Annotated in this window: 28 protein-coding genes; 19 read left to right on the top strand and 9 right to left on the bottom strand. The window is 40.0% G+C overall.

Translation table 11 applies throughout. From position 1 onward, the window contains the following. Window positions 1-2 precede the first annotated feature (2 nt). The 3 genes from menC to IQ19_RS15105 all read left to right on the top strand — a co-directional run bounded on the left by menC (window position 3) and on the right by IQ19_RS15105 (window position 3,147). Entirely contained in the window at window positions 3-1,115 is a 1,113-nt protein-coding gene (gene menC, locus IQ19_RS15115; protein WP_144543211.1) for an o-succinylbenzoate synthase, read from the top strand. A gap of 204 nt (window positions 1,116-1,319) precedes the next feature. Beyond that, window positions 1,320-2,252 carry a COX15/CtaA family protein gene (locus IQ19_RS15110; RefSeq protein WP_144543210.1) on the top strand — a complete coding sequence of 311 codons (933 nt, stop codon included), beginning with the start codon at window positions 1,320-1,322 and terminating at the stop codon, window positions 2,250-2,252. Window positions 2,253-2,337: 85 nt separating this feature from the next. Next, entirely contained in the window at window positions 2,338-3,147 is an 810-nt protein-coding gene (locus IQ19_RS15105) for an aminoglycoside phosphotransferase family protein (RefSeq protein ID WP_158638815.1), read from the top strand. A 330-nt stretch (window positions 3,148-3,477) separates the two neighbouring features. Here IQ19_RS15105 and IQ19_RS29015 read toward each other — a convergent pair whose 3' ends face one another. Together IQ19_RS29015 and IQ19_RS15100 are read right to left on the bottom strand one after the other, a co-directional pair. Beyond that, window positions 3,478-3,603: a hypothetical protein gene (locus IQ19_RS29015; protein ID WP_277875347.1), complete on the bottom strand. Its 126-nt coding sequence runs from the start codon at window positions 3,601-3,603 to the stop codon at window positions 3,478-3,480. A gap of 329 nt (window positions 3,604-3,932) precedes the next feature. Then, the gene (locus IQ19_RS15100; protein WP_144543208.1) at window positions 3,933-4,127 is read right to left on the bottom strand and encodes an alpha/beta-type small acid-soluble spore protein; all 195 of its coding nucleotides are present in this window, start codon (window positions 4,125-4,127) and stop codon (window positions 3,933-3,935) included. A gap of 274 nt (window positions 4,128-4,401) precedes the next feature. On the opposite strand from IQ19_RS15100, the gene IQ19_RS15095 reads away from it, so the two are divergent. The 7 genes from IQ19_RS15095 (at window position 4,402) to IQ19_RS15065 (ending at window position 10,956) form a co-directional block, all read left to right on the top strand. Further along, complete coding sequence (locus IQ19_RS15095; protein WP_144543207.1) at window positions 4,402-5,670, top strand: ammonium transporter; 1,269 nt, start codon at window positions 4,402-4,404, stop codon at window positions 5,668-5,670. 38 nt (window positions 5,671-5,708) lie between these two features. Then, a complete protein-coding gene (locus IQ19_RS15090) occupies window positions 5,709-6,692 on the top strand; it encodes a DUF294 nucleotidyltransferase-like domain-containing protein (RefSeq protein WP_144543206.1) in 984 nt (327 codons plus the stop codon). Then, complete coding sequence (locus IQ19_RS15085; protein ID WP_144543205.1) at window positions 6,692-7,423, top strand: exonuclease domain-containing protein; 732 nt, start codon at window positions 6,692-6,694, stop codon at window positions 7,421-7,423. Before IQ19_RS15090 ends, IQ19_RS15085 begins: the two co-directional genes overlap by 1 nt. A 165-nt stretch (window positions 7,424-7,588) precedes the next feature. Continuing rightward, complete coding sequence (locus IQ19_RS15080) at window positions 7,589-8,218, top strand: TetR/AcrR family transcriptional regulator (RefSeq protein ID WP_144543204.1); 630 nt, start codon at window positions 7,589-7,591, stop codon at window positions 8,216-8,218. A 235-nt stretch (window positions 8,219-8,453) separates the two neighbouring features. Next, window positions 8,454-9,338 (top strand): ABC transporter ATP-binding protein, encoded by an 885-nt coding sequence (locus IQ19_RS15075; RefSeq protein ID WP_144543203.1) that lies wholly within the window; start codon window positions 8,454-8,456, stop codon window positions 9,336-9,338. Between the two features lie 6 nt (window positions 9,339-9,344). Beyond that, on the top strand, window positions 9,345-10,139 hold the full coding sequence (locus IQ19_RS15070; protein ID WP_144543202.1) for an ABC transporter permease subunit: 795 nt from the start codon (window positions 9,345-9,347) through the stop codon (window positions 10,137-10,139). Between the two features lie 19 nt (window positions 10,140-10,158). After that, window positions 10,159-10,956 carry an ABC transporter permease subunit gene (locus IQ19_RS15065; RefSeq protein WP_144543201.1) on the top strand — a complete coding sequence of 266 codons (798 nt, stop codon included), beginning with the start codon at window positions 10,159-10,161 and terminating at the stop codon, window positions 10,954-10,956. A 39-nt stretch (window positions 10,957-10,995) separates the two neighbouring features. Here the strand turns inward: IQ19_RS15065 and IQ19_RS15060 are convergent, their stop codons facing one another. Together IQ19_RS15060 and IQ19_RS15055 are read right to left on the bottom strand one after the other, a co-directional pair. After that, window positions 10,996-11,322: a hypothetical protein gene (locus IQ19_RS15060; protein WP_144543200.1), complete on the bottom strand. Its 327-nt coding sequence runs from the start codon at window positions 11,320-11,322 to the stop codon at window positions 10,996-10,998. 126 nt (window positions 11,323-11,448) lie between these two features. After that, the gene (locus tag IQ19_RS15055; protein WP_144543199.1) at window positions 11,449-12,633 is read right to left on the bottom strand and encodes a PucR family transcriptional regulator; all 1,185 of its coding nucleotides are present in this window, start codon (window positions 12,631-12,633) and stop codon (window positions 11,449-11,451) included. A gap of 248 nt (window positions 12,634-12,881) precedes the next feature. Here IQ19_RS15055 and IQ19_RS15050 point away from each other — a divergent pair, with 248 nt between their 5' ends. From IQ19_RS15050 to IQ19_RS15035, 4 genes are read left to right on the top strand one after another with little or no spacing between them, the layout of a single operon-like run. Further along, a complete protein-coding gene (locus IQ19_RS15050; RefSeq protein ID WP_144543198.1) occupies window positions 12,882-14,234 on the top strand; it encodes an aspartate aminotransferase family protein in 1,353 nt (450 codons plus the stop codon). 21 nt (window positions 14,235-14,255) lie between these two features. After that, the gene (locus IQ19_RS15045; RefSeq protein ID WP_144543197.1) at window positions 14,256-14,540 is read left to right on the top strand and encodes a YhdT family protein; all 285 of its coding nucleotides are present in this window, start codon (window positions 14,256-14,258) and stop codon (window positions 14,538-14,540) included. Then, the gene (gene panF, locus IQ19_RS15040) at window positions 14,537-16,012 is read left to right on the top strand and encodes a sodium/pantothenate symporter (RefSeq protein WP_144543196.1); all 1,476 of its coding nucleotides are present in this window, start codon (window positions 14,537-14,539) and stop codon (window positions 16,010-16,012) included. Before IQ19_RS15045 ends, panF begins: the two co-directional genes overlap by 4 nt. Then, a complete protein-coding gene (locus IQ19_RS15035) occupies window positions 16,013-17,245 on the top strand; it encodes a M20 family metallopeptidase (protein ID WP_144543195.1) in 1,233 nt (410 codons plus the stop codon). It abuts the gene before it with no gap. Between the two features lie 369 nt (window positions 17,246-17,614). Here IQ19_RS15035 and IQ19_RS15030 read toward each other — a convergent pair whose 3' ends face one another. Continuing rightward, on the bottom strand, window positions 17,615-17,851 hold the full coding sequence (locus IQ19_RS15030; protein WP_026583460.1) for a helix-turn-helix domain-containing protein: 237 nt from the start codon (window positions 17,849-17,851) through the stop codon (window positions 17,615-17,617). A gap of 212 nt (window positions 17,852-18,063) precedes the next feature. Between IQ19_RS15030 and IQ19_RS15025 the strand changes: the two genes are divergently transcribed. Further along, window positions 18,064-18,627 carry an HAD-IA family hydrolase gene (locus IQ19_RS15025; protein WP_144543194.1) on the top strand — a complete coding sequence of 188 codons (564 nt, stop codon included), beginning with the start codon at window positions 18,064-18,066 and terminating at the stop codon, window positions 18,625-18,627. Window positions 18,628-18,662: 35 nt separating this feature from the next. On the opposite strand, the gene IQ19_RS15020 is transcribed toward IQ19_RS15025, so the two are convergent. Both IQ19_RS15020 and IQ19_RS15015 read right to left on the bottom strand, forming a co-directional pair. After that, window positions 18,663-18,929, bottom strand: coding sequence for a hypothetical protein (locus IQ19_RS15020; protein WP_144543193.1), 267 nt, complete (start codon window positions 18,927-18,929; stop codon window positions 18,663-18,665). A 14-nt stretch (window positions 18,930-18,943) separates the two neighbouring features. Beyond that, on the bottom strand, window positions 18,944-19,063 hold the full coding sequence (locus IQ19_RS15015) for a 3-methyladenine DNA glycosylase (protein WP_144543192.1): 120 nt from the start codon (window positions 19,061-19,063) through the stop codon (window positions 18,944-18,946). Between the two features lie 376 nt (window positions 19,064-19,439). On the opposite strand from IQ19_RS15015, the gene IQ19_RS15010 reads away from it, so the two are divergent. After that, window positions 19,440-19,589 (top strand): hypothetical protein, encoded by a 150-nt coding sequence (locus tag IQ19_RS15010; protein WP_214725219.1) that lies wholly within the window; start codon window positions 19,440-19,442, stop codon window positions 19,587-19,589. A 58-nt stretch (window positions 19,590-19,647) separates the two neighbouring features. On the opposite strand, the gene IQ19_RS15005 is transcribed toward IQ19_RS15010, so the two are convergent. Next, complete coding sequence (locus IQ19_RS15005) at window positions 19,648-21,084, bottom strand: carbon starvation CstA family protein (RefSeq protein ID WP_144543191.1); 1,437 nt, start codon at window positions 21,082-21,084, stop codon at window positions 19,648-19,650. A gap of 364 nt (window positions 21,085-21,448) precedes the next feature. Here IQ19_RS15005 and IQ19_RS15000 point away from each other — a divergent pair, with 364 nt between their 5' ends. Then, window positions 21,449-22,189, top strand: a complete 741-nt coding sequence (locus tag IQ19_RS15000) for a protein-glutamine gamma-glutamyltransferase (protein ID WP_144543190.1) — start codon at window positions 21,449-21,451, stop codon at window positions 22,187-22,189. Between the two features lie 221 nt (window positions 22,190-22,410). Then, window positions 22,411-23,874, top strand: a complete 1,464-nt coding sequence (locus tag IQ19_RS14995; RefSeq protein WP_144543189.1) for a UDP-N-acetylmuramoyl-L-alanyl-D-glutamate--2,6-diaminopimelate ligase — start codon at window positions 22,411-22,413, stop codon at window positions 23,872-23,874. A gap of 39 nt (window positions 23,875-23,913) precedes the next feature. Here the strand turns inward: IQ19_RS14995 and IQ19_RS14990 are convergent, their stop codons facing one another. Then, the gene (locus IQ19_RS14990; protein ID WP_242021013.1) at window positions 23,914-24,720 is read right to left on the bottom strand and encodes a glycerophosphodiester phosphodiesterase; all 807 of its coding nucleotides are present in this window, start codon (window positions 24,718-24,720) and stop codon (window positions 23,914-23,916) included. 249 nt (window positions 24,721-24,969) lie between these two features. Between IQ19_RS14990 and IQ19_RS14985 the strand changes: the two genes are divergently transcribed. Next, window positions 24,970-26,214, top strand: coding sequence for a S8 family peptidase (locus IQ19_RS14985; protein WP_144543187.1), 1,245 nt, complete (start codon window positions 24,970-24,972; stop codon window positions 26,212-26,214). Window positions 26,215-26,320: the final 106 nt, after the last annotated feature.

Here is a 26,320-nt window from a genome sequence, read left to right as displayed (position 1 = left end):
GAATGGAAATTAAAAGCATCATTTTAAGGCATGTAAAGATGGAGCTTCTGAATCCTTTTACAACAAGTGTTGGAACTGAAGTGGATAAAGACTTTATTCTTGTAGAAGTAAAGTCGAAAAGCGGGCTTTCAGGCTGGGCAGAATCTGTTTCTATTGTAGAACCTATCTATAATGAGGAAACAGTTAAAACGAATTGGCATATAATGAGCGATCACTTGATTCCCATCCTATTCGCAGCAGATATTCGGCATCCGGATGATGTTTCAGAAGCTTTCAGGCCTATTAGGGGGAATTTTAATGCCAAAGCAGCATTGGAAGGTGCAGTTTGGGACCTTTATGCTCGGGAAAAGGGGATACCATTAGCCAAAGCCCTGGGCGGAGTGAAGGATAAAATTGAAGTGGGCGTAAGTGTGGGGATCCAGGAATCTGAAGCTATGATGCTCAAGCAAATTGAAGAATATGTAATTGAGGGTTATAAGCGGATCAAGGTAAAAATTAAGCCAGGCTGGGATGTACATATATTAAAAGCAATCCGGGCCCAATTTCCGGATATACAGCTTATGGCTGATGCCAATTGTGCTTACACGCTTAATGATATTGAACACCTGCAAAAGCTGGAAGAGTTTAATCTGACCATGATTGAACAGCCGCTGGACCATGACGATATTATTGATCATGCCAAGCTGCAGCCACAGATAAAGACACCAATCTGCCTTGATGAAAGCATTCATACTTTCGAAGATGCAAGAAAAGCCATTGAGCTTGGGAGCTGCAAGATTATTAACCTTAAGATCGGCCGGGTTGGCGGTTTAACAGAATCGAAGAGAATCCACGATCTTTGCGAGAAACACAATATTCCCATGTGGTGCGGCGGAATGCTCGAAGCGGGAATAGGGCGTGCCCATAACATCGCTATTACTACACTGTCCAACTTCACGCTTCCAGGTGACACAGCACCCTCCTCGCACTATTGGAAACAGGATATCATCGATCCTGAAGTCACCATGGAAAACGGTTATATTATCGTTCCTGAAAAACCGGGAATCGGCTTTGAACCGAATCGCACTAGAATAGAAGATGTAACTCTTTTTAGCAGGACATTTTTAAACCAATAAAAAGCTTAACTAGACAGCAATAAGGGAAAGAGACAGTTCATCGTTTTGGTGGACTGTTTTTTGTGGGTTGAGATAATAACTGCTCAAATGACTCGTCTTACTTTTATTTCCTCATCCTCTTTGTGACCCATGTCACCGAAAGTTTGTCCAATTTTTGTTAATATGGTGACAAATTTGAAAACATTTGCAAAAGGGGTGCGTGGATTGAGGATAAAGGGCTTGGCTTTCATAACAATTATTTTGACATACATCTTAATCGTATTTGGCGGCTATGTGGCATCTTCGGAATCCGGTATGGGCTGCGGGCCAGAGTGGCCTTTATGTAATGGGCTGGTAATACCAATTCTTGAGGGTGATACTTTAATTGAATTTGCTCATCGGGTAATTGGCGCAATACTCGGGATTATTTCTGTTGCGCTATTTCTTAAAATTAATAAATCAAGGCCAGAGCAGGATTTAAAATCGGCTTCCTGGGGATTAATGATTCTTCTCATTCTTCAGATTCTATTAGGTGCAGTTGTGGTTTTACTCGATTTACCGGCCATTGTAGTTTCCATTCACCTGATGATTGCTATGCTTTTCCTGGTAAATCTTATATGGATTTGGCGAAAAGTCGATCTCAGGAATGGTCATCAGCTTTCGCTGAGGAAAAACAGGAAGAATATAGCAGTTTTTTTCCATCTAAATGTTGTTTTATTTCTATTGATGCTGACCTTATTTCTGGGAGCTTACATAAAGCACCAAGCATATGGATTGGCATGCGGCTGGCTCGATTGCGGTAATGGGTATATCCCTGCATCCATACCGGGGATGTTCCAAACAGGCCACAGGCTGCTAGCTGGTGCTTTAGCATTTTACATATTTTTTCTTACATATGTATCTTTTAAGAAAAAATGGAATGCTGGTTTGCAAAATAGGCTAATGGCAGCTTCTTTGATTGTGATAGGCCAAATACTCATCGGTATACTCACTATCATCAGTTACATTGAAATTTCATGGGCCGTCCTTCACCTGGCGCTAGGCACTGCACTTTTTGCTTTTGTTTTTGAAACGAGGATATATGCGTCTTCTGTGAAAAGTATGGAAACAACCCTGAAAGCAATAAAAAGCAAGCCACAACAGCATTACTTGGATTAGTTAAGTGTCCCTCTGTTTCTTCAGAGGGATTTTTTATCGTACTAATATAGAATGAAACCTCATTATGCGATTGGAAGTGGCCAAAATGGTTAAAGGAAATAAGATTGGCGAAGGGAGCACGGCCGAAGTATTTTCCATAGCTCATGATAAAGTAGCGAAGGTTTTTTACGAACACATCCAAGAGTCGCAAATAAAAGGTGAAATGAATATTAGCGCCAAAATAGCGAGTTTGGGCTTAAATGTTCCTGCTATCTATGGAGAGGGAGACATTGAAGGAAAGAAAGCAATCATTTATGAAAAAATCGATGGCTTTCCTATTACCAAGCTTTTAGAAAAGGGTTTGTTATCCGCAATCCGGTCAGTGAACACAATGGTTAGTCTTCAAATATATATCCATTCCAAAGAAGCAGGAGATTTGCCGCCGCTAAAATTTTCGCTGGAAAATAGAATCAAGAGAGCAGAGAGCTTATCCGGAAGGGAAAAAGAAAGGATCATTGATTACCTGCAAACGTTGCCGGATGGGAAACAGGTTTGCCACGGGGACTACCATCCAGACAATATTTTAATATCCATGCACGGGAAGTTTGTGATTGATTGGGCTGACTCAACCGCAGGTTCTCCTCTTGCTGACCTTGCGAGAAGCTTATTGATCTTGCAATACGGAGGTTTCCCTGAAAAAGTTACTAAGCGTATGTATTTCGCCGAACGGATAAAGCGAAGGATGATAGCACGATATTATATTTACTTGTATAAAAAACATTTGCCTTTTAAGAGGGAATCCTTCCAACAGTGGCTGCTGCCCGTTGCAGCAGGCAGACTTTCTGAAAAATTGCCTCCTAAAGAGATCGAAGAGTTGTTGAGCTTTGTAAGGAGACAATTAAATAGCTGTGATTAAAGGCTGGCTAAAAAAGATTTAATCCTTTACTTAATACCTATGCAGGTATAAAATGGAGTGTGAACTGAGCCTTTTAACAGGACTCTGCTGCAGGGGGACTGAACATGCTTGGAGAAAAAAAGAAGAATGCTGAAGATTGCAAAAAAGGATCCTGAGGCATTCGTAACCCATCCTCTCAGGTAGAGGGGAAAGCAAAATCACTGCCTCCAATATGACCAGGCACCTACGTGTGGCTCCTGGTAGGGGCTATTTATTTATTATATAAGCTTTTTACTTAAAAAGGCCGTCGAATGACGAGCCTTTTTTTATTGCTTAAATATAGAATGCAGGTTACTTTTGCATATCCCTTTTTGTTATTTCACTGCGAATATCAACATTCTTTGAGAATTCAGTATCCTGCTTTTTGTTATTTGGATATTTGTTTTTCCTTTCTCGATTGTCATTTTTGTTTGTCATGGACAAAACCTCCTTTTGATTTATTTTGCAGCGAGGGGGAACGGTTTATTCACAGTTTTTAATTAGTTGGAAAATATACAAAGTTAAGAACTTAGCGAATAAGTCTTTGAAACCAGCGAACAAATCACAAAAACTAACGAATAAAACAGGGGAATTAGCGAACAAACTTGTAAATTAGCGAATAAAGCACTAATTTTAGCGAATAAAATCATTGTTTCAACGGAATCGCCTGCTAAAAGAGATCTAGCAAGAAAACTTTATCCGAAAAAACTGCGCAATTCTAAAAACCGGCCCCAGTATAGGGCCGGCCAAGCTAAAGAAGCCGTCTTTTAAAGATTTTGCTGGTTTTTTAGCTGTTGTTCTGCCATGGCGACAAGACGTTTTGTCATTTCTCCCCCGACAGAACCGTTTGCTCGTGCGGTCGTATCAGCACCAAGCTGAACACCAAACTCATTGGCAATCTCTTGCTTCATTTGATCCAATACATTTTCTGCACCGGGCACCAAAAGTTTGTTTCTTGCCATGATACATCACTCCCGACGATTTTTTGAGCAAATATATGCTCGTTTTTAACTTAACCGAATAATGAAAGGCAGATACCACTTTAAATTTGCCAATAATTTTGCATCAAAGATGATTTTGATGTAAGGTTTTATAACATAAAATTTAGAAAATTATAAAAAACACATTGACTTATTGGGAAATTAGGATAAAATAAAGTTAAATAAAGTGATGTAAGGAAATATAACATGAATTAATAAATATTTATTACATCATAAACCAAGGGAGGAAATAAAATTGGATGCCACATTTTTAATGAACAGTTTATGGGTAATGTTAGGAGCCATTTTAGTTATCTTCATGTTAGGTGGATTTATTATGCTTGAGGCTGGTTCGACAAGAATGAAGAATGCCGGTCATATTGCAGGCAAAACCATTTTTACTTTCGGGCTTGCATCACTTGTGTTTTGGGCTGTAGGTTTTGGATTCATATTTGGTGATAATGCCAACTTTTTAGTCGGACTTTCAAACTTCTTCTACTCGGGTGCCGAGCTTGAAGGGCTGAGCTTATCTTCTCCTGTATTCTTCGTTTTTCAGCTGGCATTTGCCGGCATTGCCATCACGATCGCGCTAGGCGGATTTGCCGAACGTGCAAAATTATCCGTATACCTCATTTTTACTATATTGTTTTCCGCAATTGTTTACCCGGTTGTTGCACACTGGATCTGGGGCGGCGGCTGGCTTGCAGAGCATGGCAAGCAGGATTTCGCCGGTTCTACAGTTGTTCACTTAACAGGTGCTATGGCAGCGCTGGCTGCTACTATTTTGCTAAAACCGCGTATTGGAAAATTCAATAAAGATGGTTCAGCAAACAACATATATGGTCATAATCAAGTATATACTGCATTGGGCGTACTGATTCTTTGGGTCGGCTGGTTCGGATTTAACGCCGGCAGCACATTATCAGTTGAAGATGGCTTCTTTGGATTTGTAGCATTGAACACAAACCTGGCTGCTGGAGCTGGAGCTGTAGCTGCACTGATTATTTCTTGGATGGTAATGGGCAAATCAGATGTACCGACCATGCTTAATGGTGCTTTGGCAGGCTTGGTTGCTATTACTGCTTCTTGTGCTTTTGTTGATACGTGGGCATCAGTTGTAATTGGGCTTGTGGCTGGTATCCTTGTGTTCTATAGTGTCAGGTTCTTTGAAAAGAGAAAAATCGACGATCCTATTTATGCTTTGTCGGTCCATGGTGCAGCAGGAATTTGGGGAACTTTATCGACAGGATTCTTTGCAACACCAGAGCTGGCCACAGTTGGAAAGCCGGGGTTATTTTACGGTGGCGGTTTTGAACAGCTGGGCGTACAATTTATGGGTGTAGCAGTTTCCGGCCTTTATGCATTTGCTGTATCTTTCATTATTCTGGCAGTCGCCAAGAAGTTAATGGGAGGACTTCGTGTAACAGAGGAAGAAGAAATTATGGGATTGGATTTAAGTGAACATGGCAGCTACGGATACCCGGAAGTATTCATGGCTGAAGAAAACAAAAGGTTAAGCTCGTAAACCTCCAGAATACGGGCTTCCTTAAAGGAAGTGTCCGGATGACTTGCGGAATTAATACTTATCAATCCCTGAAAAAATGGAAAGATGAACAAATCTTGAATTTTCGGTCTGATGCTTATGCGTTGAATGAGTTTCATGATCGTGTTATGAAAACCGTTTTTGAGATAGCCTTGGATCGAATGAATAATGAAAAATTGCCCTCATGGAAGTTAGCCTGGTTCGCTACAGGAAGCGGGGGGAGAAAGGAACAAGGCTTTTTAAGCGACCAGGACCACGGGCTGGTATATGAAGCGGAAGATCCTGAGGCTGCAACATACTTTTTGAAGCTAGGGGAGGAGATAGCAGAGGGACTTGAGACAGTTGGATATCCCTACTGCGAAGGAAAGGTAATGAGTTCCAACCCGATATGGTGCCGGCCTTTAGTGGAGTGGAAGGAACAGATTTCAGATTGGATGGATGAAGAAAGCTGGCAAACAATGAGAAATCTGCATATTTTCTACGATAGCAGAGCGCTGGCTGGTGAAAAAGAATATATAGGAGAATTAAAATCACTCATTCATAATCGTATTAACAATAATCCCAATCTGCTGAGCCGGCTGATGGAAACGAGTATGCATATGAAAAATGCGGTTGGTCCACTTGGCCAGCTTCTTCCAGAGGAAAAAGGAACTCATCAAGGGGAGCTGGATCTCAAATACACCGCATTTATCCCTTATGTAAATGCGATTCGGCTTCTCGCTATCAAAGAAGGGATCATCGAAACTTCAACAATTGCCAGGCTGGAAAAGCTTCAAGATATGAAAGACTATGGTGAAGAAATGAACAGATACAAAAACAATTTTGCCACTTTATTAAAATGGCGGCTTCTGACATACAAACAAACTGATACCTACGATGATACCCACTTCCTGCATTTAAAAAGCTTAACGAAGAGGGAAAGAAATGAATTAAAAAGTATTTTAAGGGATGGAAAAAAGCTTCATCAATTTGTGATAAGGACCGTTGAAAAGGGTGTAGTGTAATGGGATTCGATCCTTTTGTTCAATTTGTCAGAGGAATTCAAGGGAAGCTTCATTCCAATATATTTGGGGGCTTGAATGGACAGAACGCCCAGCATATGGCGTTTATCAGGCAAATGCAAAGGGAGCTGGAAAATGCCGATTCAATGGCCATACCCATCAGAAAGTTAAATGTTGTTGTGTTTGATATAGAAACAACCGGCTTTTATCCGGATAAAGGCGATCAAATCATTTCCATTGGAGCAGTTAAAATAATTGAAGGGGAAATTTGCGATGAGGACTGTTTTTATTCCCTCGTGCAATATGATAAACCTCTTCCTCCGGAAATAAAGGAACTAACCGGGTTATCAGAGGGGCAGTTAGTTAAAGCGCCGACCCTCGCAGATGTAATAATCAGTTTCTTTGAATTTGTTAAGGATATGCCGCTTGTTGCCCATCATGCGAATCATGAAAAAAGCTTTATGCGCCACAGCTGCTGGAAGTTGTTCCGCACTCCCTTTAAGCATAAAATATTGGATACGTCCTTCCTTTACAGGGTGGCAGAACCTGATAAGGATCTTTTTAAATTAGAAGAGCTGTGCGAATATAATGGCATTCCCGTGATTGGCCGCCATCATGCGCTGGGGGATGCGAAGCTTACCGCGCAGCTATGGTGTATATTGAGTGAAAAAGCGCAAAATTCAGGCTGTACAAATTTAAAGGACGTTTATGAGCGTCTGGCAAAACTTAGTTGAATTCTTTAAAGGTCAGTTCTGAACTTAACGTTCAGGCTGATCTTTTTTTATGTGGCATAAAATGCTAAAAAAATTCTTAAACTATATTGACCAGTTTGGTCAAGGGAGATATAATGAAATTGTAGTTGACCGCTTCGGTCAAAACTAAAGTGAAGGAGACAAAGAATGTTTTCCAAGTTTTTAAGTTTGGATCCGGAGAAACAGGATCGGATCATAAATGCAGCAACAAAAGTATTCGCACAAAAAGGCTACCGTAATGCCTCTACAAACGAAATTGTCAAAGAAGCTGACATATCCAAGGGATTGTTATTTCATTATTTTAATAATAAAAAAGATATGTATTTATTTTTGTATGATCACTTGATGGAGGTGTTTTCTGAAAAAATATCCGAAAAACTGGATTGGTCAGAAAAAGATATTTTCATTAAGCTGCGTCAAATCACATTAATAAAATTTGAGTTATTTGGTATCTATCCTGAAATATTAAAGTTTTTTAAAGCGGCCTACACGGAAGAGGCTGAGGAAGTGAAAGGCGAACTTGAACGCAGAAATAAAGAAATGCTGTCCAAAAGCTATGAAAAGTTTTTTTCGGATATCGACACATCCCAATTTAAAGAAGGTATTGATATTAAAAGAGCAGTAAATATCATCTATTGGACGATTGAAGGTTTTGGCAATCAGCAAGAGGATCAGGTGATTTCTGCGAACTTGGAGCAAATTGATATTGATAAAATAATGGCCGAAATGGATCTTTATCTTGAGCTGTTAAGAAAGTCTCTTTACAAAGATAAGTAGCAGTTACTTTAATTTTGGTGCTGTTAAACTTGCCTGTTGATTCCGCTCCAGGAGCTTAGCGAACCGCGGGCGGTCCGTCGCTCCTCCCGCGGTACGTTGAAGCATCCCCGAATAAACACCGCACGAAGGAAATGCGAATGCATTTTCGATGGATTAGCGCCTTCCGCTCCAATCAGCAGGGTGCCAAAATCAACAATGAGCTTTACCTAATTTTTATAAATGAGGAGGCTGTTCCATGAGTGTAATTGAAATCAGCAATCTGACTAAAATCTATGGAAAAGCAAGGGGAATCAATAATATTAGCTTTACAGTGGAAGAAGGAGAAATTTTTGGTTTTATCGGTCCGAATGGGGCGGGGAAATCGACCACGATACGTACGCTTCTGGGACTCATTTATCCTACTGGCGGCAGTGCAAAAATTTTCGGAAAAGATTGTATTAAAGACGGACCTAAGATAAAAAAAGAGATTGGCTATTTGCCGTCTGAGGTTTTTTACTACGACAATATGAAGGTTCTTGATCTGTTGAAATACTCTGCAAGCTTTTATAAAAAGGACTGCAGCAAACGAATTCGCGAACTGGCAGATATCATGGATCTTGACCTTTCCAAAAAGATTGATGATTTATCTCTGGGCAATCGGAAAAAGGTAGGGATCATCCAGGGACTCCTTCATGAACCAAAACTGATCATCCTGGATGAACCGACAAGCGGATTGGATCCCCTTATGCAGCAAAAATTCTTCGATTTGTTAAAAGAAGAAAATAAAAAAGGCGCCACCATCCTTTTTTCATCCCACATCTTAACTGAGGTGCAAAGATTGTGTGACCGGGTTGCCATTATTAAGGAAGGCGAAATCGTAACGCTGGAGAAGATCAGCACCTTGAAAGAAAGTACCTATAAAAAATTTAAAATTGAAACAGCTGCCCCCATCGACAAGGAATATTTTCAGATAGAAGGAGTTAATGACCTGGAGGAAGATGGGGTGACGGCAAGCTTCTTATTTAAAGGGAATGTGAATTCCATGATGAAAAAGATTGCTGGCATTGATATCGTGAATATTTGGGTTGAGGAGCCGGATCTGGAGGAAATTTTTATGCATTATTACGAAAAGGAGGACTAACAAGCTATGAATATATTTATACATGAATGGAAGTCTTACAGAAAATCTACGCTAATCTGGTCACTTTCTTTAGCTGGTTTAACCATTCTTCTCTTTTCGATGTTTCCTGCTATTGCAAGAGATGCCGAGAATTTTAAGAGGCTGCTTGAAGGTTTTCCGGAACCCGTCCGAAAAGCGGTTGGACTGGAATTAGACAGTATTGCTTCTTTTCTCGGATTCTATTCCTATATGTTTTTGTATGTATCTCTTTGCGGGGCTATACAGGCTATGAACCTCGGAACCTCGCTATTAACAAAAGAAATACGTGAAAAAACAGCAGATTTTTTATTAACCAAACCTGTAACCCGGAAACAAGTGCTAACATCCAAACTGTTGGCTGCAGTTGTCTCATTAATCATGACAAATATCTTTTTTTTAACGGCTGCCAACTTGATGGCTTCTATTGTTAAGACTGAAAGTTATAGTGTATCTGCATTTATTCTGATTTCTATTTCATTATTCTTGCTGCAGCTTATATTTCTAGCGATAGGGGTGCTTGTTTCGGTTATTATTCCACGTATAAAATCGGTTCTTTCTGTTTCGCTTGGCACGGTTTTTGCCTTTTTCATGCTTGGAATTTTCGGCTCGGCTGCAGGTGATGAAGCAATGCGCTATATTACTCCTTTTAAATATTTTGATCCGGCCTATATTGTGAAAAACTCAGCCTATGAACCGGCATTTCTTACTATGGGGGCAGGAATAATTCTGGCAGCAATTTTGGCTGTGTACTATATTTATTCAAAAAGAGACATCGCAATTTAATACTAAGGAGGTGCGTGCTATGAATTTATTTTTCAGGGAACTAAAAGCCAACAGTAAATCATTAATCCTTTGGTGTATCGGCATTTTGTTGATGGTTGCTAGCGGTATGAGCAAATTTGGCGGAGTTTCTTCGTCCGGTCAGTCGATGAATGAATTAATGAAGGCTATGCCAAAGGCACTGCAGGCGATTATGGGAACTGGGTCGCTTGATATTTCTACCGCAGGGGGATATTACGGGATTCTGTTTTTGTATTTGATGGTGATGGGGGCAATCCACGCCAGTATGCTGGGGTCGACTATTGTCTCAAAGGAAGAACGTGATAAAACGGTTGAATTTTTGCTTGTCAAACCTATTTCGAGAAACAAGGTAATCACCTGGAAGTTAATAGCTGCGTTAGTGAATGTTTTAATATTTAACATTGTCACTTTCATTTCCTCTGCAACAGTAGTGGAATATTATAACGACGGAATAAGCCTGCATGGAGATATTGCCCTTTTGCTGGCAGGAATGTTTATCCTTCAGCTTATTTTCCTTTTTCTGGGAACGGCTATTGCATCTGCCACCATGAACCCGAAAGCTGCTGGATCGGTTTCGACGGCGATTCTTATGGGCACCTTTCTGTTGTCTATTATTATTGACATTAGTTCTTCAATTGATTTCCTGAAATATCTGACGCCTTTTAAATACTTTGAAGCAAAGCAGGTAATGTTCGGCGAAGGCTTGGATGTGGTTTTCCTGATTTTATCTGCCTCTTTCATCTTTATTTTTTTATTCGTAACCTATAAACTTTATAAAGTTAAGGATATGGCTGTTTAAAAAAAGCATGGATTGCGGTCCATGCTTCTTTTTTTAGCATTAAAACTCTCCATCGAATGGGGTGAAAGGTATATTAAGCCTATTTTCTACAGCTCTTAGCCTTTGATTTAATCTGTTAAGCCTGCGGGTGTGGCGGTCAACAGTCTGATTTAGCATTCTCACCTGATCGGATAGGTTAGTAAGCTGTCTGTTTAGACGTGTAATTTCTCTTGACTGGTCCTGGTTTTGCCTTTCCAAAGCCGTTACTCTTCTTTCGAGCTGAGGTGGCTGTCTGTCAGAATCATATTGATCTATCTGCTGATATTCCGGTGTGAAGTGGCCTGAGGGCTGGGGAAGGTAACCTTGATAATAACCATATGGATACATAGTGGGCATTCTCCTTTTCCACAAAAGTGCTAAAGCTCCATATAAATTATGCAAAAATGGGCGGAGAGGCACGGCAAAAGCCTATTCTGAATTTTGCTGCCCATTTATTTTTTTATATTGATGGCTTTAAAAAATGTGCAGCATATCTGTTGTACCTTGTTCACCTTTAGCTAATTTTGTAAAATAACCGGCTAATGCAATCTCTAGCATTAGTCTTTTACTATTATCTTTAATAAAGTCTCTGCCTAGAAACTCTTCTAGTTTCTCAAGACGATGGTATAAAGTTTGCCGAACAATAAATAACCGGCTAGCTGCTTCTTTCTTATTCCCTAAACATTGTAAATAGATATATAAAGTAAAAAGCAAGTTACTATCATTTTTTCGATCATACTCAATGAGGGGCATTAGATATTCGTAAATCCAATTTAGTAAATCGCTTTCCTCGATTGAGGTCAGGAGTTTTTCAGAATGGAGTTCTTCGTATATAACAGAGTCACTGCTCTTAAAATTGCGAGTATAATCAAGAGCTTTTTTTAATGTAGTGATACTTGATTGGATTAATGCAATACTTCGGACCTGTGCGCCCAAAATAAATTTATAATTATTAGATGGTGTCTGTATAGTACTGACAACCCGGTTTTTGAAGGTTAATGTGTTTGGGGATTCATCAAACCAGAGAATTAATTTACCTGGGATATCACTTAAATAACTTTGAATAAACGATAACTGATTATTCTTTGCTTTTGAGTATAAATAAGCCATATCCATTTTAAAATTACCCAAAACAAGTGCAGAGTAGACAGGTAAATCTACATGGTGTTTGAACAATTCTTTCTTTGTTTCTTCCAATTGTTCATAATCTGATCCATTCCATAAATTTTGCAGGCAAAAAAGGAATTGCTTTTCAGGAGTTGGGAAATGCAGTAAATCATACACTTTCCTAGTTATATCTATAAATCGGACTTGTCTTTCAAACACGATAATTGGAAAATCAGCGTCTTCTGCCATATGGATAATCGCCTCAGGTAAGTTATCTATGTATGTGTGTAGTTCGATGCAAATACCGGCTGCTCCCCTAAGAATCAATTCTTTTACGAATTTTACTCCTGTTTCAGGATGCTGTGACCAGCCGATACCGGTTGTCAAAATCAATTCTCCTCCATTTATCAACGTTCCAACTTCAGTTACTTCCAAAATATGTGCCCATTTCACCTTGCGATTTATTCCTTTTTTTCCTGCAAGAACTTTATAACCATTAAAACAAGTAAAGTTAAATAATTCTGAAATAGTCAAGGTGTGATTTGATGGCAAGTTGTTCTCCTCCTTTGGACACTTTGTAAAATCAATTAACTTAATTATACATAAGTTGTCTAATGAGTCAGAAGGGATTTCATATTAAAATTAATATTATAAATATTCTGTATTTTATTTTAGCAAACTTTTAGGGAAGAGTGAGAGAAAAGTAGTTAAGGAAGGACAATTCATGAAGTAAATTCCTACAAAAAAGTTATTACGGTAAGAGGGAAAGGGATAGCTATGATTATAAAGGAGGTATAGATATGGATCAGATAAAGAGTGCATTTGATAAGGATCGAAATTATATATGGCATGCCATGAATCGTTACTCACCTGATTCGAAACCTTTAATTATCGAAAGGGCTGATGGCGTTTTTGTCGAAGATATAGAGGGTGTAAGATATTTAGACGCTATGAGTGGACTCTGGTGTGTGAACTCAGGTTATGGGAGGACTGAATTTGCAGATGCTGCAGCAGAACAATTAAGTAAGATGGCTTATTTTCCTATGTCTCAAAGCCACATGCCTGCTATAAAGTTAGCGGAAAAATTAAACGATTGGCTTGAAGGAGAGTATATTATTTTCTTTTCGAATAGCGGATCTGAAGCTAATGAAACTGCCTTTAAAATAGCCCGCCAATATCACGAACAGAATGGTCAATCAGGACGATTTAAAGTCATTTCCCGTTACAGGTCCTATCACGGGAACACAATGGGAGCTCTTTCAGCAACCGGTCAGGCGCAAAGAAAATATAAATATGAACCACTTGCAGCAGGGTTCGTCCATACTGTCCCCCCAGATTGTTATCACTGCCCGGTTAATAATAATCCTGAGAATTGCAATATAGAATGTGCAGGACTCTTAGAAAAAACAATAAATTGGGAAATGAACGAAACAGTGGCAGCGGTAATCATGGAACCTTATATCACAGGAGGCGGAGTGCTGATTCAGCAAGACGGGTACCTGAAAAAGGTTGAAAAAGCCTGCAAAAAAAGCGGTGCCCTGCTGATTATGGATGAAGTAATTTGCGGTTTTGGCAGGACAGGGAAAAAATTCGGATTTATGCATGAAGGAATCAGCCCGGATATAATTACAATGGCAAAGGGCATTACAAGCGGCTACCTTCCTTTAGCTGCAACTGCAGTACGAAAAGATATATTCGACACTTTTAAAGGAAGTGAAGAGTATGACCATTTTCGCCATGTTAATACGTTTGGCGGTAATCCCGCTGCCTGTGCTTTAGCATTAAGGAATCTGGAGGTTATGGAAGACGAGAGATTAATAGAAAGATCAAAGTCAATGGGAGAGCAGCTATTGGATATAATGAAAGAGATGTTGTCTCATTCTAACGTTGGTGATATTCGTCAAAAAGGACTTTTGATGGGAATTGAGTTAGTTGAAGATAAAATTACTAGAGAGCCTCTTAATGCAGGGAAAGTTAATCAAATCATTGCATCATGTAAAAGTTTCGGCGTGCTCATTGGCAAAAATGGAGACACCGTCGCAGGATTTAATAATGTGCTCACAATTGCTCCTCCATTAACCATTAGTACCAATCAATTGCAACTTTTGACAGATGTTGTCAAAAAATCCATCAATGAAGTGTGCAAGGGGTAAAACACAAAAGGGGGGAAAGGGATGAAGTATGAAGTTGATCAAAAAGATCCACGGTTTAAAATTTCGCATAGGGAAGCTTGGATTGGTATTATCCTTGTAACAATTAATTTCATATGGTGGTTTGGCTTCGCATACGGAATGGGATCGAAATCAGTAGAGAGTTATTCTTATGTTTGGGGTTTGCCAGCATGGTTCTTCTATAGTTGTGTTGCAGGATTTGTAGTAATGGTTATTTTAGTTGTATTCGCTGTAAAATTTTTATTCAAAGAGGTACCCTTTGAGGATGAAGGGGGCAATTCGAAATGAATTGGGAAGTGATGATTCCGCTTATCATTTTTTTAATAGTGATTTTCTTTATCGGCTTTTGGGCCAGTAAACAATTGAAAAACACCAACACCTTCCTCGAGGAATATTTTCTTGGAGGGAGGCAGCTTGGCGGGTTTATCTTGGCAATGACGATGATAGCCACATATGGAAGTGCCAGCAGCTTTATCGGTGGACCAGGGGTTGCATATAATCAGGGACTTGGTTGGGTATTGCTTTCAATGGCTCAAGTGGCAACAGGCTATTTTGTTTTAATGGTTTTAGGGAAAAAGTTCGCGATTGTTGCCAGGAAATACAACGCTGTAACATTAATTGACTTTCTTAAAGAGCGCTATCAAAGCAAATGGGTGGTATTACTTTCAGCCCTAAGCATAATCATATTTTTGTTCTCTGCCATGGCTGCCCAATGGGTAGGAGGAGCAAGATTAATTGAGTCATTGACAGGCCTATCATATACTGCTGCCTTGTTTCTTTTTGCAGCATCAGTAATGGTTTACGTAATTATTGGGGGATTTAGGGCTGTAGCACTTACGGATACAGTACAGGGAGTTGTAATGTTCTTTGGTACACTTATCCTGCTCGTTGCAACTGTTATCGCGGGCGGAGGCCTATCCAATATCATTTCGGATCTTTCTGCTGAAAATCCAAATTTAATAACACCTTTTGGCCATGATGGAAGTCTGACGCCTCTATATGTTTCTTCCTTCTGGATTTTAGTAGGTGTTGGGGTAGTAGGGCTGCCACAGGTAACAGTAAGGGCAATGTCCTATAAAGATTCAAAAGCGATGCATAAGGCTCTGATCATCGGAACAATTGTAGTGGGGTTCATTATGCTAGGAATGCATTTGATCGGTGTCTTTGCCAGGCCAATTCTGCCGGGAATTGATGTCGGTGACAAAGTGATGCCTATGATTGCGATGGAAGTACTGCCAGCATGGCTGGCTGGAATAGTTTTGGCAGCACCGATGGCAGCAATTATGTCAACGGTCGACTCCCTTTTATTGATTGTAAGTTCAGCAGTAGTTAAAGATGTTTATCTTAACTACATAAAGCCAGATGCAACCGACAATAACATAAAAAATATAAGTCTTACCGTGACGACTGTTTTGGGCGTATTAGTCTTTTTAATGGCCCTTAGTCCTCCTGATCTATTAATATGGCTGAATCTCTTTTCTTTTGGCGGTCTTGAAGCAGCTTTTATTTGGCCAGTTGTTCTCGGTTTGTATTGGAATACCGGCAATAAGTTTGGTGCAATCACTTCGATGATCCTGGGTGTAGGTTCCTATATCCTTTTCCATACTTATTATCCAAACGCATTTGGAATGCATACAGTAGTTTTGCCAATTCTTATTTCCTTAATAGGATTTATTACAGTTAGTTTAGCTACCAATCATAGTTTTAACAAGCCTTCGGACGGTAAATTGCAGACTGACGGCAAGGAAGGAGTTTTTTAAATGATCCAAACAAATGAAAGGCAAGCACGACTGGAAAGGGATGGAAAAGAAGTCGTGGAATTAACAAAGAATTTGGTAAAGATTCCGAGTGTTTACCGACCTGGGGTTGAGGGAGGAAATGAAGAAAAGGTAGCTCAATTTACAGCTGACTATTTGAAGGGGCTAGGAATCGAAGTTCATATAGAAGAAGTAGAGCCAGGAAGACCAAATGTCATTGGGATTGTAGATTCTGGAAGACCAGGAAAGACATTATTGTTTGAAGGGCATACAGATGTTGTAACAGAAGGTGACCGTGATGCCTGGACACATGATCCCTTTAGCGCAGAAATAATTAATGGCAGAATGTATGGAAGAGGTACAAATGATACAAAGGGAAATCTGGCTTGTATGATCACTGCTGTTCATTCACTTCTAAGAGATAATGAAGAATGGAATGGAAAAATTATACTTTGTATTCCGTGTGATGAAGAAGGTATGATGATCGGCATAAAGAATTTTATAAAGCGTGGATGGGCGGATAATGTAGATGGGGCAATCATTTGTGAACCAGAAGAAAATCAAGTGTGCGTTACACAAAAAGGTGCTATGCGTGTAGTTGTAAATGTATTTGGTAAAATGGCTCATGGAGCAATCCCTTTAAGTGGCGTTAATCCCAACACGGGAATGGCGAAACTAATCTGTGAGCTGGACCGACTGGAACAGAAAGAGAAAGAAAGGTTGGGGAATCATCCAATGCTGGGCTGGCCAAGTATCACTCCAACCATTTTGCAGGCGCCAGTCAGAGGCGATGCTCAAATTAATGTTATACCAGATCAGTGTATGACAACGTTAGATATAAGGACAGTACCCGGCCAGGACCACAGTGAGCTGAAGAGAGAGATTCAAGATATAATTAATCGATTATCCGGGCAGGATCCGGATTTTAAGGCCGAATTTGAAGTAATCGAAGACCGTCCATGGACTGAAACTGATAGGGAAAATGCGATAGTAAAGGCAACAGCAAAAGCAGTATTCGAGGTTACCGGGAAAGAACCTGTTTATAATGGAGTTCCAGGTGCTACAGATGGCACTTTTCTCCATGTTGCGGGGGTTCCGATTGTAACTATTGGAGCTGGTGACCGAGAAGTTCCCCATCAAATAGATGAGTATGTGGATATTGAGGAACTTGCAAAGACCACAGAGATATTTCGGACAGCAGCATTATTGTTTTTAAATGAAAGTGAAAAGAGTTAGAAGCATACAAAATAGCCATCCTAGAGGTACTAAAAGGCATATGGATATTTACGAAAAATTTTTAGTTGAAAAAATGTCCCAAAAGCAAATCTTTTGGGACATTTTTTTATATAGAAAAGTTCTTTATAAAACCATATAAATATTATTTTATGGTGAATTTTAAGGAAAAGAATACTATTCTTATAATAAAAGAGTATCGGCTAATAGCTAAAATATCCTAAACCAATTTTTGAAGGTGTTCCTGTAAGTAGCTGAAAAGGTGGTGAATTTCGAAGGGCGGAATAATAGGGAATCGGAAGCTTATTACCTAAATTTCATATTCATAATTATATATTATTAGCGCCTAATTTGGAAGGAGCACTCCAGCCTCTACATAAACGGAGGAACACCTTTGCTGATTTCTGAAACAAGAGAGGAGAGGGATTGCAGCTGCTGGTCATCCAGGTCAAAGGCAGTTTTGATCTTGTTTTCAAGGTCTGCTGTGACTCTTCTTTTGCCTACCTCCACTAGAGCGATTAAAGAAAAGCTGCAGCTGACAATTCTTGCAAAGTCACGCTGTGTCATATTATAGCTTTTCCTGATGAGCTTAATAATTTCTTTATCCATCACAAATCATCCTCTAAAAAATTGTACCCATTATTTGAGGGCCTTCTGTTATATTAATTAAGTCTCTTTAGCTATAAAATTAGCATTTGGTTAGGGCTTTGTCAAAGTAATTTATTGAAAGTGGAAATGAGGTTTAATAGAGTTAGAAAAGGTATAATTAATCCACTTAGAGGAGCAGAATAGGTAACGCAAAAGGAAGGGAGTGGTACACAATGAATATACTCTGGGATTTTGATGGAACTTTGTTTAATACGTATCCGGCCTATACGGCTATTGTAAAAGAGGCAATAGGTGACACGAATATTACGGATAAAGAGATTTTTGCCCAATTAAAGATTTCTTTCACAGATGCCTTCCAGTACTTCCAGCTTACTGAGGAACAAATTAAGACGATCCGAAAAAAGGCAAGGAGCCTTAAGCCTAAGGATTTAAAGCCTTTTCCGTATTTGGAGGATGTGCTTAAGCTGGCAGATAAAAATGTCATTATGACACATAAGGAACGAGAGGATGTTACAGCCATTCTTGCTTACCATAAGCTAGACGATTACTTCGCGGAGATGGTTGCCGGTGATGATGGATATCTCCGAAAGCCCCATCCCGCTTCCTATGAATTTCTGCATCAAAAGCACCGGATTGATTTAGTGGTAGGGGATAGGGAAATAGATATACTTCCGGCCAAGCTCCTTGGAATTAAGACCTGCCTATTTCAAAATAAGACACCTGGAGCAAATTATTATTTAAATGATTATAGTGAATTTACTAGGGTTGTTAAATAGAAAAGTCAGCACTTCGGCCAGTGCTGACTTTTGATTTATTCTCCTGTTCCATCATCGTATTTATCGCCAAATAGCTTTTTCTTTTTTATGGTTTCAAAATCCGCTTTATACTTTTCCTCAGTAGATGAACTGCTTTTAATATTAGAGCCGTTTTTTTCCTCTTCTTTTTCTAGGTTTAAATCTTCTACAGGCAGTGGGTCAACATTTTTTTCACTTTCAAATTTATCAAATAAGCTTTCCTTTTCAGTTTTATATTGTTCCGGATTGTCCATTTTTCCTTTTTGAAGATTTTTATCTGCCATGTCAGTAATCCTCCTTATTTACGGTTCTCTTCCTGAGGTTTTTCAGGCTCTCTTTGGGGCTCAATATCTTTGTTGTTTTCTTTCTTTTTTTCTTGTTCAATAGAGTCATTGTCTCCAGCTCTTTTTTTGGCCATCGAATAAAACCTCCTTTGGTAGTTAGTATTCATTACCCGCTGCAGGATAAGTGAAACGTAACCGGCTCGCAAACACGATGTATTAACGTTTAAATGGAAATGTGGCAAGAAATATAGCAAAGCCTTCACTGAAGTTAAAGTAAAGGCTGAACATTCAAGGGACAGGGCTTAATTGAATATAGGGTAGGCGAATGATTCCGTGGAATATGGGAAGAGCTGTTAGTCCCGGAGTTTGAAAAATAAATGTTTCATTTTGATTAATTTTATAAAATGAAGGTAAAAGAATGTAAAAAAATGGATTTAGTCCTTTCAAATCTATGCAGATTTTGTATGATTAACACTGTAATATATTTTAAGCAGCCAAGGAGGAAAAGAAATGAAAAAATGGTTATTAGCTTTGATGGCAGCTCTAATGATTACAGGTCTGGCAACAGGGTGCAGCAATGAAGAAGAAATGGACGAGACAAACACAGAGGAAAATGAAGATGCGGGAACAGAAGAAGGAACTGAAGAGGAAACAGAGTAAGTCTGCAATTGTATGAATTGAAAAAGTGCACCTTTTTTCAGGTGCACTTTCATTTTGATTAAGCAGCTTTTAAATTCGCTTCATTTTTACTTGTTTGTTTATGTTTGACAATTTGGTAAACATACCAGCCTGCTATAGCTAGTGTAATAACCGATCCGATGATCATGGACAACTGATAATCCATCTGAAAGCCCTCAGGCGCATAGAAGATGTAAGTAGATACGACGCCTGTCATAAACATAGCTGGTACGCCGCAAATCCAGTGAAACTTCTTGTTTTTCAAAAGGTACATAGCACCTGTCCAGAGCATAACCGTAGCAACAACCTGGTTTGTCCATCCTACATATCTCCATAAGAAAGAGTAATCAATGGTAGAAAGGTATAAAGTCGGAATTGCAACAGGCAGGGTAGTTAAGGTAACTTTCCACTTGCCCTCCATATTCATGAAGGAAGATAGTAAGTCTGTCAGCATCATTCTAGAAGAACGGAGAGCTGTGTCACCTGTTGTAATCGGGAGAATGATAACGCCTAATATTGCCAGGATTCCTCCTAGTGTGCCAAGCAGGCTTTTGGAAATTTCATTGACCGCTCCAGCCGGACCGCCGGCTGCGAGTGCCTCCTGAAGTCCTCCTGTACCTCCGAAAAAGGTCATTCCCGCTGCGGCCCAAATGAGTGCGATAACGCCTTCCGCGATCATGGCGCCATAGAAGACCTTTCTTCCATCGCTCTCCTTTTTTAACGTTCTGGCCACAATTGGACTTTGTGTTGAATGAAAACCTGAAATGGCTCCACATGAAATGGTGACCATTAATAGTGGCCAGATCGGAAGTTCCCCGGGATGGAAATTAGCCAGCGTCACATTTGGAATCGATTTTCCGCTAAAGAGCAAAGCAATACCAATTGATACAGCCATAAAGATTAAAATTGCTCCAAAAAGAGGATAGATCTTTCCAATAATTCGATTTACAGGCAAAACGGCAGCCAGTAAAAAGTAAGCAAAAATGGCAAGCAGTGAGGCCATAAAGCTTAATGGTGTTATGCTGGAAATAAGCTGTGCCGGACCGGCTGTAAACGCAGCAGCAACCAATACCATTAATATTAGGGAAATAATATTAATTGTCGTTTTAGCAGCCTTGCCCAAATATCTGCCAACAAGGCTTGGATATTGCTCACCTTTGTGCCTCAATGAAAGCATCCCTGAAAAATAATCATGAACTGCACCTGCAAAAATGGAACCTGCCACAATCCAGATAAACGCTACAGGTCCGTATAAAGCTCCCATAATTGCACCAAAAATTGGACCAAGTCCTGCAATATTTAATAATTGAATTAAGCTCCCTTTCCACCAGCTCATCGGAACATAATCCATTCCGTCTTTTTCTGTATATGCCGGTGTGGGGTTACTGTCATTTATCCCGAAAATGCGCTCTACAACCTTTGAGTAAACTGCGTACCCTGCCAAAAGCAGGACAATAGAGCCTAAAAATGTCACCATGCTAACATGCCTCCTGTTGTATAAGTGTTTCTAATTAAATATCTGAAACTTATGAATATGTGGAATATTGTACTAGCAAAACAGATTAAAAAGCAAGGTGTTTTCAGAAAAAAAGATATTTTACAAAAATAAAACCGCTTTCATTTAAAAATGTTCTTAGCACATGTCTAACCGGATTTGGGAAAAGATACAGGAAAAGGAAAGAAAGGGAGACCGAAGGCATGGATGGCTGGAGGAACCCCCTCGAATGAAAGACAGAAACAAGGAGATAAAATTCTTCTGTTCATGGGTAAACCATTTAAGTGGAACCCTCCATTAAAAGAATCCATAAGCTACTATAAGTTCTTTTGAAGGGGGGAAAACGATGATTGTCCTTTCGAATAATCAGAGTAAGCCTGGGATTGGCCGCTTTTTCGGAGTTCAGCGTGAAATATATATTGCCCTGGAGAACAGCCCTGAAATTCATCAATATGAATCGATGCATGAATTACTATTCGATATCCTCTTAAGGGAGAATATCATCAAAGCAGCAAGGCTGCTGCATACAAGCGCTGTTGAGTTTGCACCATTTGCCACATCCCGCTTTAATCCGCGCATTTGGAGAAGAACGAGATATGGATACCTTCTTGATTCATCGGTACTGCCGTCAGATGCCATTAGGGATGTTTTTATCAACAGCAGGGAATATGCTTTTGAGTGTACGACAGCTGTTGTGCTGATTTTTTATAAAGCTGTATTGGATTCCATTTCTGTCAGCCGTTTCAACACGCTTTTCCAGGGCCTTCTTGTATGGGATTGGAATTATGATTATGATTTGTCCATCATCACAAAGAAAGGAAGAAACTTTATCCCTGGTGATGTGGTTTATTTTTATAACCCTGATTATGACCACCCTGTTTGGACAGGAGAGAATGCTGTTTATTTGGGCGGGGGGATGTTCTTTGGGCAGGGGATAGGAATGGAAACGGAAGCTGGAATGATTAGAGCTCTTAACACATTAAGGAAAAAAGGTGCTACTCGAGATGCCTATCTGATTTCCCAGCACAGCAGATTAAATGTGAAATATCTATCCCAGTTTGCAAAACGGCCATTATCTTTTGCATAAAGATAGTTAAACAAATAATTCAATAGGGTGAATCGCTTATTTTTTTATGCCATTCACCCAAATTTATCCTCAAGCCTAGGATGATTTACCGATTTTGCACATCTCCGTTAATTGTCTCTTTTAAGAGGGCATATTTCCTGTGAAAAAGGGAAAATAAAAGATAACGATTCTAGACATATACACAGAATATTTCAAGTTTAAACATAAAAGGAGACAGAAATATGAGATTATCCCAGGTTATGAAATGCCTAAAGGATAGCGGGGAGATGGATTTATTTACAAATGATCCTGAAATTACAGGGATTGAAATGGATTCACGCCATGTGGGGAAAGGGAGCTTGTTCGTAGCAATAAAAGGGTTCCAGGCTGATGGCCATTCTTTTATCGAACAAGCTGTCAAAAATGGCGCGGCAGCTGTAGTAGGTGAAGAGGATCTGCAAATGGACATTCCATATATAAGAGTGGCAGACAGCAGGACAAGTTTGGGTAAGCTTGCAAGCTGTTTTTATAGTCACCCATCCAAAGAACATAAAATAGTAGGGATTACAGGAACAAATGGCAAAACGACTACCTCATATATACTAAAGCACATACTGGAGACTGCCGGCCGGACATGCTCTTTGCTAGGCACTGTTTCGTATGTGATTAATAATGAGGTGTACAAGCCCACCAATACAACGCCGGACGCTTTGCAGATCCAAAAAATGCTAAGTGAAAGCATGGATGAATTTGTTGTGATGGAAATTTCCTCTCACGCACTTGAACAATCGAGAACAGAAGGCCTGCAAATTGACTATGGGCTTTTTACGAATCTTGCACATGACCATCTTGATTATCACAAAAATATGGACAGTTATTTTATTGATAAAAAGAAGATCTTTTCCCTTTTAAAAAAAGAAGGGAAGGCCGTTGTTAATCTTTATAATTCATGGGGAGAAAAAATGGCGGAAGACCTGCAAAAAGAAAACGTCCCATTAATGATGCTTGGAGATGAAAACTGCTGCTCTATAGAAGACGTACAGTTGAATGGCAAAACAGTTTTTATTTTAAAAATGAATGATAAACGTTATAAAATCAAATTTCCTCTTCCTGGCTACCATAATGTCTATAATGCCGCCATGGCTTTCTTAACAGGTATGGATATGGGGCTAGACCCCGATAATATGATCAAATCCCTTGCGTCTTTTCCAGGCATACCTGGACGGTTTGAAACGATTACACATCCAACCGGGGCAAAATTTGTTGTGGATTACGCCCATACGAAGGATGCATTTGAGTACTGCCTGGAAACAGCAAGGCAGCAGGGAGCTGAAAGGATTTTTCATATTTACGGCTTCCGAGGGGGCAGGGATCAATCTAAGCGGGAAGAAATGATTAAGGTTTCAGCAAGATACAGTAATCAATTTTATTTGACTGCAGATGATTTAAACGATGAAACAGAAGAAAAGATGATTGGTGAATTGCATAGTCTGAATGAACAATTCGGAAACGGCAAGGGGCAGGTCATTGCCGACCGGACGTTGGCGATTCAGAAGGCATGGCAGCAAGCGAAAAAAAATGATTGGATCTTTATCACAGGAAAAGGGCCTGAATCTTATAAAAAACCATTTAAACTTCCGGCGGAAAGCGACTTGGAGACTCTTAAGTTTTTACAGGAGTCCGGAAGGCATCAAGGAGTTATTTGAAAAAGGGGAGCAGACCTTCAGGCGGTCTGCTCCCTTTTATTACTCAATAAGGTCCAAATAGTCAGCAACTATCCCATCCAAAGGGTAATGCTTCAATTTTTCAGCTTCTCTTTTCGATCTGACAGTCCAGGATACTGCTTTCATGCCATTTGAATGGATGAGATTAATCACACGCTTATTAACCACTGTCCATTTTGGGTTTACATAACTCGCATATTTGGCTATCTCTTTAATTTCAATTTTGTCAGGCGGATAATTAATTAAGATGCCGACCGGCACTTCCGGAAGCAGTTCATGGAATTTTTTTATTGACTCCGTTTCAAAGGATTGAACAATAATATGATCTTTTCCTTTAAGATGGAGGTTCCGTTTCTTTAGTTCCTTTGCTATAAGATCCTCGATTCCAGGATATAAGGATGGCTTTTTCAATTCAACTAACAGCCCTACACGATCGGCATATGCATCCAAAACCTCTTCAAACGATGGAATGCGAGCACCGCGGAACTTTGGGGAAAACCAGCTTCCTGCATCCATCTTCTTCAGCTCATCAAAGGTATAATCAGAGACCTTTCCTTTATGGTCGCTCGTACGGTCAACCAACGTATCGTGAATCACCACAAGTTTTCCATCCTTGCTCAATTGGACATCTATTTCAAGATAATCTGCACCCATTTCAAGTGCACGGTCATAAGAAGGGAATGTATTTTCAGGACAATACCCGGCTGCACCGCGATGGCCAATTTTTTTTATTTTATGTGTAGAATTGGCAATCTTTTTAATGCCGAAAAATGAGATAACTGTTGCCAAAGCTGTAAAAAAAGCATTTTTCATTACCTTCACAGTCATTTCTCCTCGCAATTTTTTGCTCATCTTAAAGGATACGAAAACATTTTGTCAAATATTCGTCTCTCTAAAATAGATTCTTTGTGTAATCGAATCAATAGTCCTGATACTTTTTGGGTGGATAGTTATTTGGAAGTAGTTCTATTGATATAAAATAAATAGAATGGCTTATTGATAGTTTCAGAATATTTTAAATATACTAAATATACAACAGGTGAGACGGAAATTTTACAAATTGAGAGGAGAGAAGGAATGAAGAAAAAAAGAGTTTTGGGAGCGGCCTTGCTCAGTATGACAATGGGATTATCAATGTTTTCAGCTGGTGCATTCGGTCAGGCGCCGGAGGCAAAGGAGGATTACCGTGTTTGGATTCAGGGCCCTTCCGCTGAAAAAAACAAACTGAAGACCCAATATGAAGCAAGGTGGGACTTTGGCGATAAAGGCTTTACAACCAATGTGAACAGCAAACAATACCAGGCGTTGCTTAAAAATAAAAATGTAAAAATCCAGCTTGTTCAGGAACACACAATCGATGCCAAACCTGGAACAGGGACTGAAGCAATCCCATCTGATGGCACTCCATGGGGAATTGAAGCGATTTATAATGACAGCAGCATCCAAGCGACTTCGGGTGGAAACGGTATAAAAGTGGCTGTCCTTGATACAGGGGTATATACAGGGCATGCCGATTTGGCAGGAAGCGATGAGCAATGCAAGGATTTCACACAAAGAAAGAACCCGCTTGTAAACGGCTCTTGCAATGATAAGAACGGCCATGGAACGCATGTGGCAGGTACGGTGCTTGCTCATGGCGGGGCGAATGGCCAGGGTGTTTACGGCGTTGCATCAGATGCAGACCTTTGGGCATATAAAGTGCTGAATGACCGCGGATCAGGATATTCAGATGATATTGCCGGTGCCATCAGGCATGCTGCTGACGAAGCAGGACGGACAGGTTCGAACGTAATCATTTCAATGTCACTGGGATCCAGCAGTAAAGATTCCATGATTGCAAGTGCGGTCGATTATGCTTACGGCAAAGGTGTTCTGGTTATAGCGGCAGCAGGAAACAGCGGTCCTGGGAGCAATACAATTGGCTATCCGGGAGCACTGACAAATGCCATTGCTGTAGCGGCACTGGAAAATGTTCAGGAAAACGGCACATACCGTGTGGCGGATTTCTCTTCACGGGGCAACCCTCTTACAGACGGTGACTATATCATCCAGGAACGGGACGTGGAAGTCTCTGCTCCGGGACGCGCCATCGAATCAACCTGGTACAACGGATCCTATAACACGATCAGCGGAACATCCATGGCCACTCCACACGTCTCGGGACTTGCTGCAAAAATCTGGGCATCCAATACCAATATGAGCAATACCCAGCTTCGTGCAGAACTCCAAAGCCGTGCAAAGTTGAACGACATTAAAGGCGGCAGCGGTGCCGCTACAGGCGATGACTATGCATCCGGATTTGGCTTCCCGAGAGTAAAATAAAAGTATAAAAGGAAGCTGGCCGACCCATTGGGATTGGCTGGCTTTTTACTTGGGGAGAGATTTCGACATTCGGAAACCTGTAATTGTTGAAATCTTGCTTTTATAT

It is taken from the genome of Cytobacillus oceanisediminis, assembly GCF_007830235.1.
Lineage (GTDB): Bacteria > Bacillota > Bacilli > Bacillales > Cytobacillaceae > Cytobacillus > Cytobacillus oceanisediminis.
This window is presented reverse-complemented; position numbering and strand designations above follow the sequence as displayed.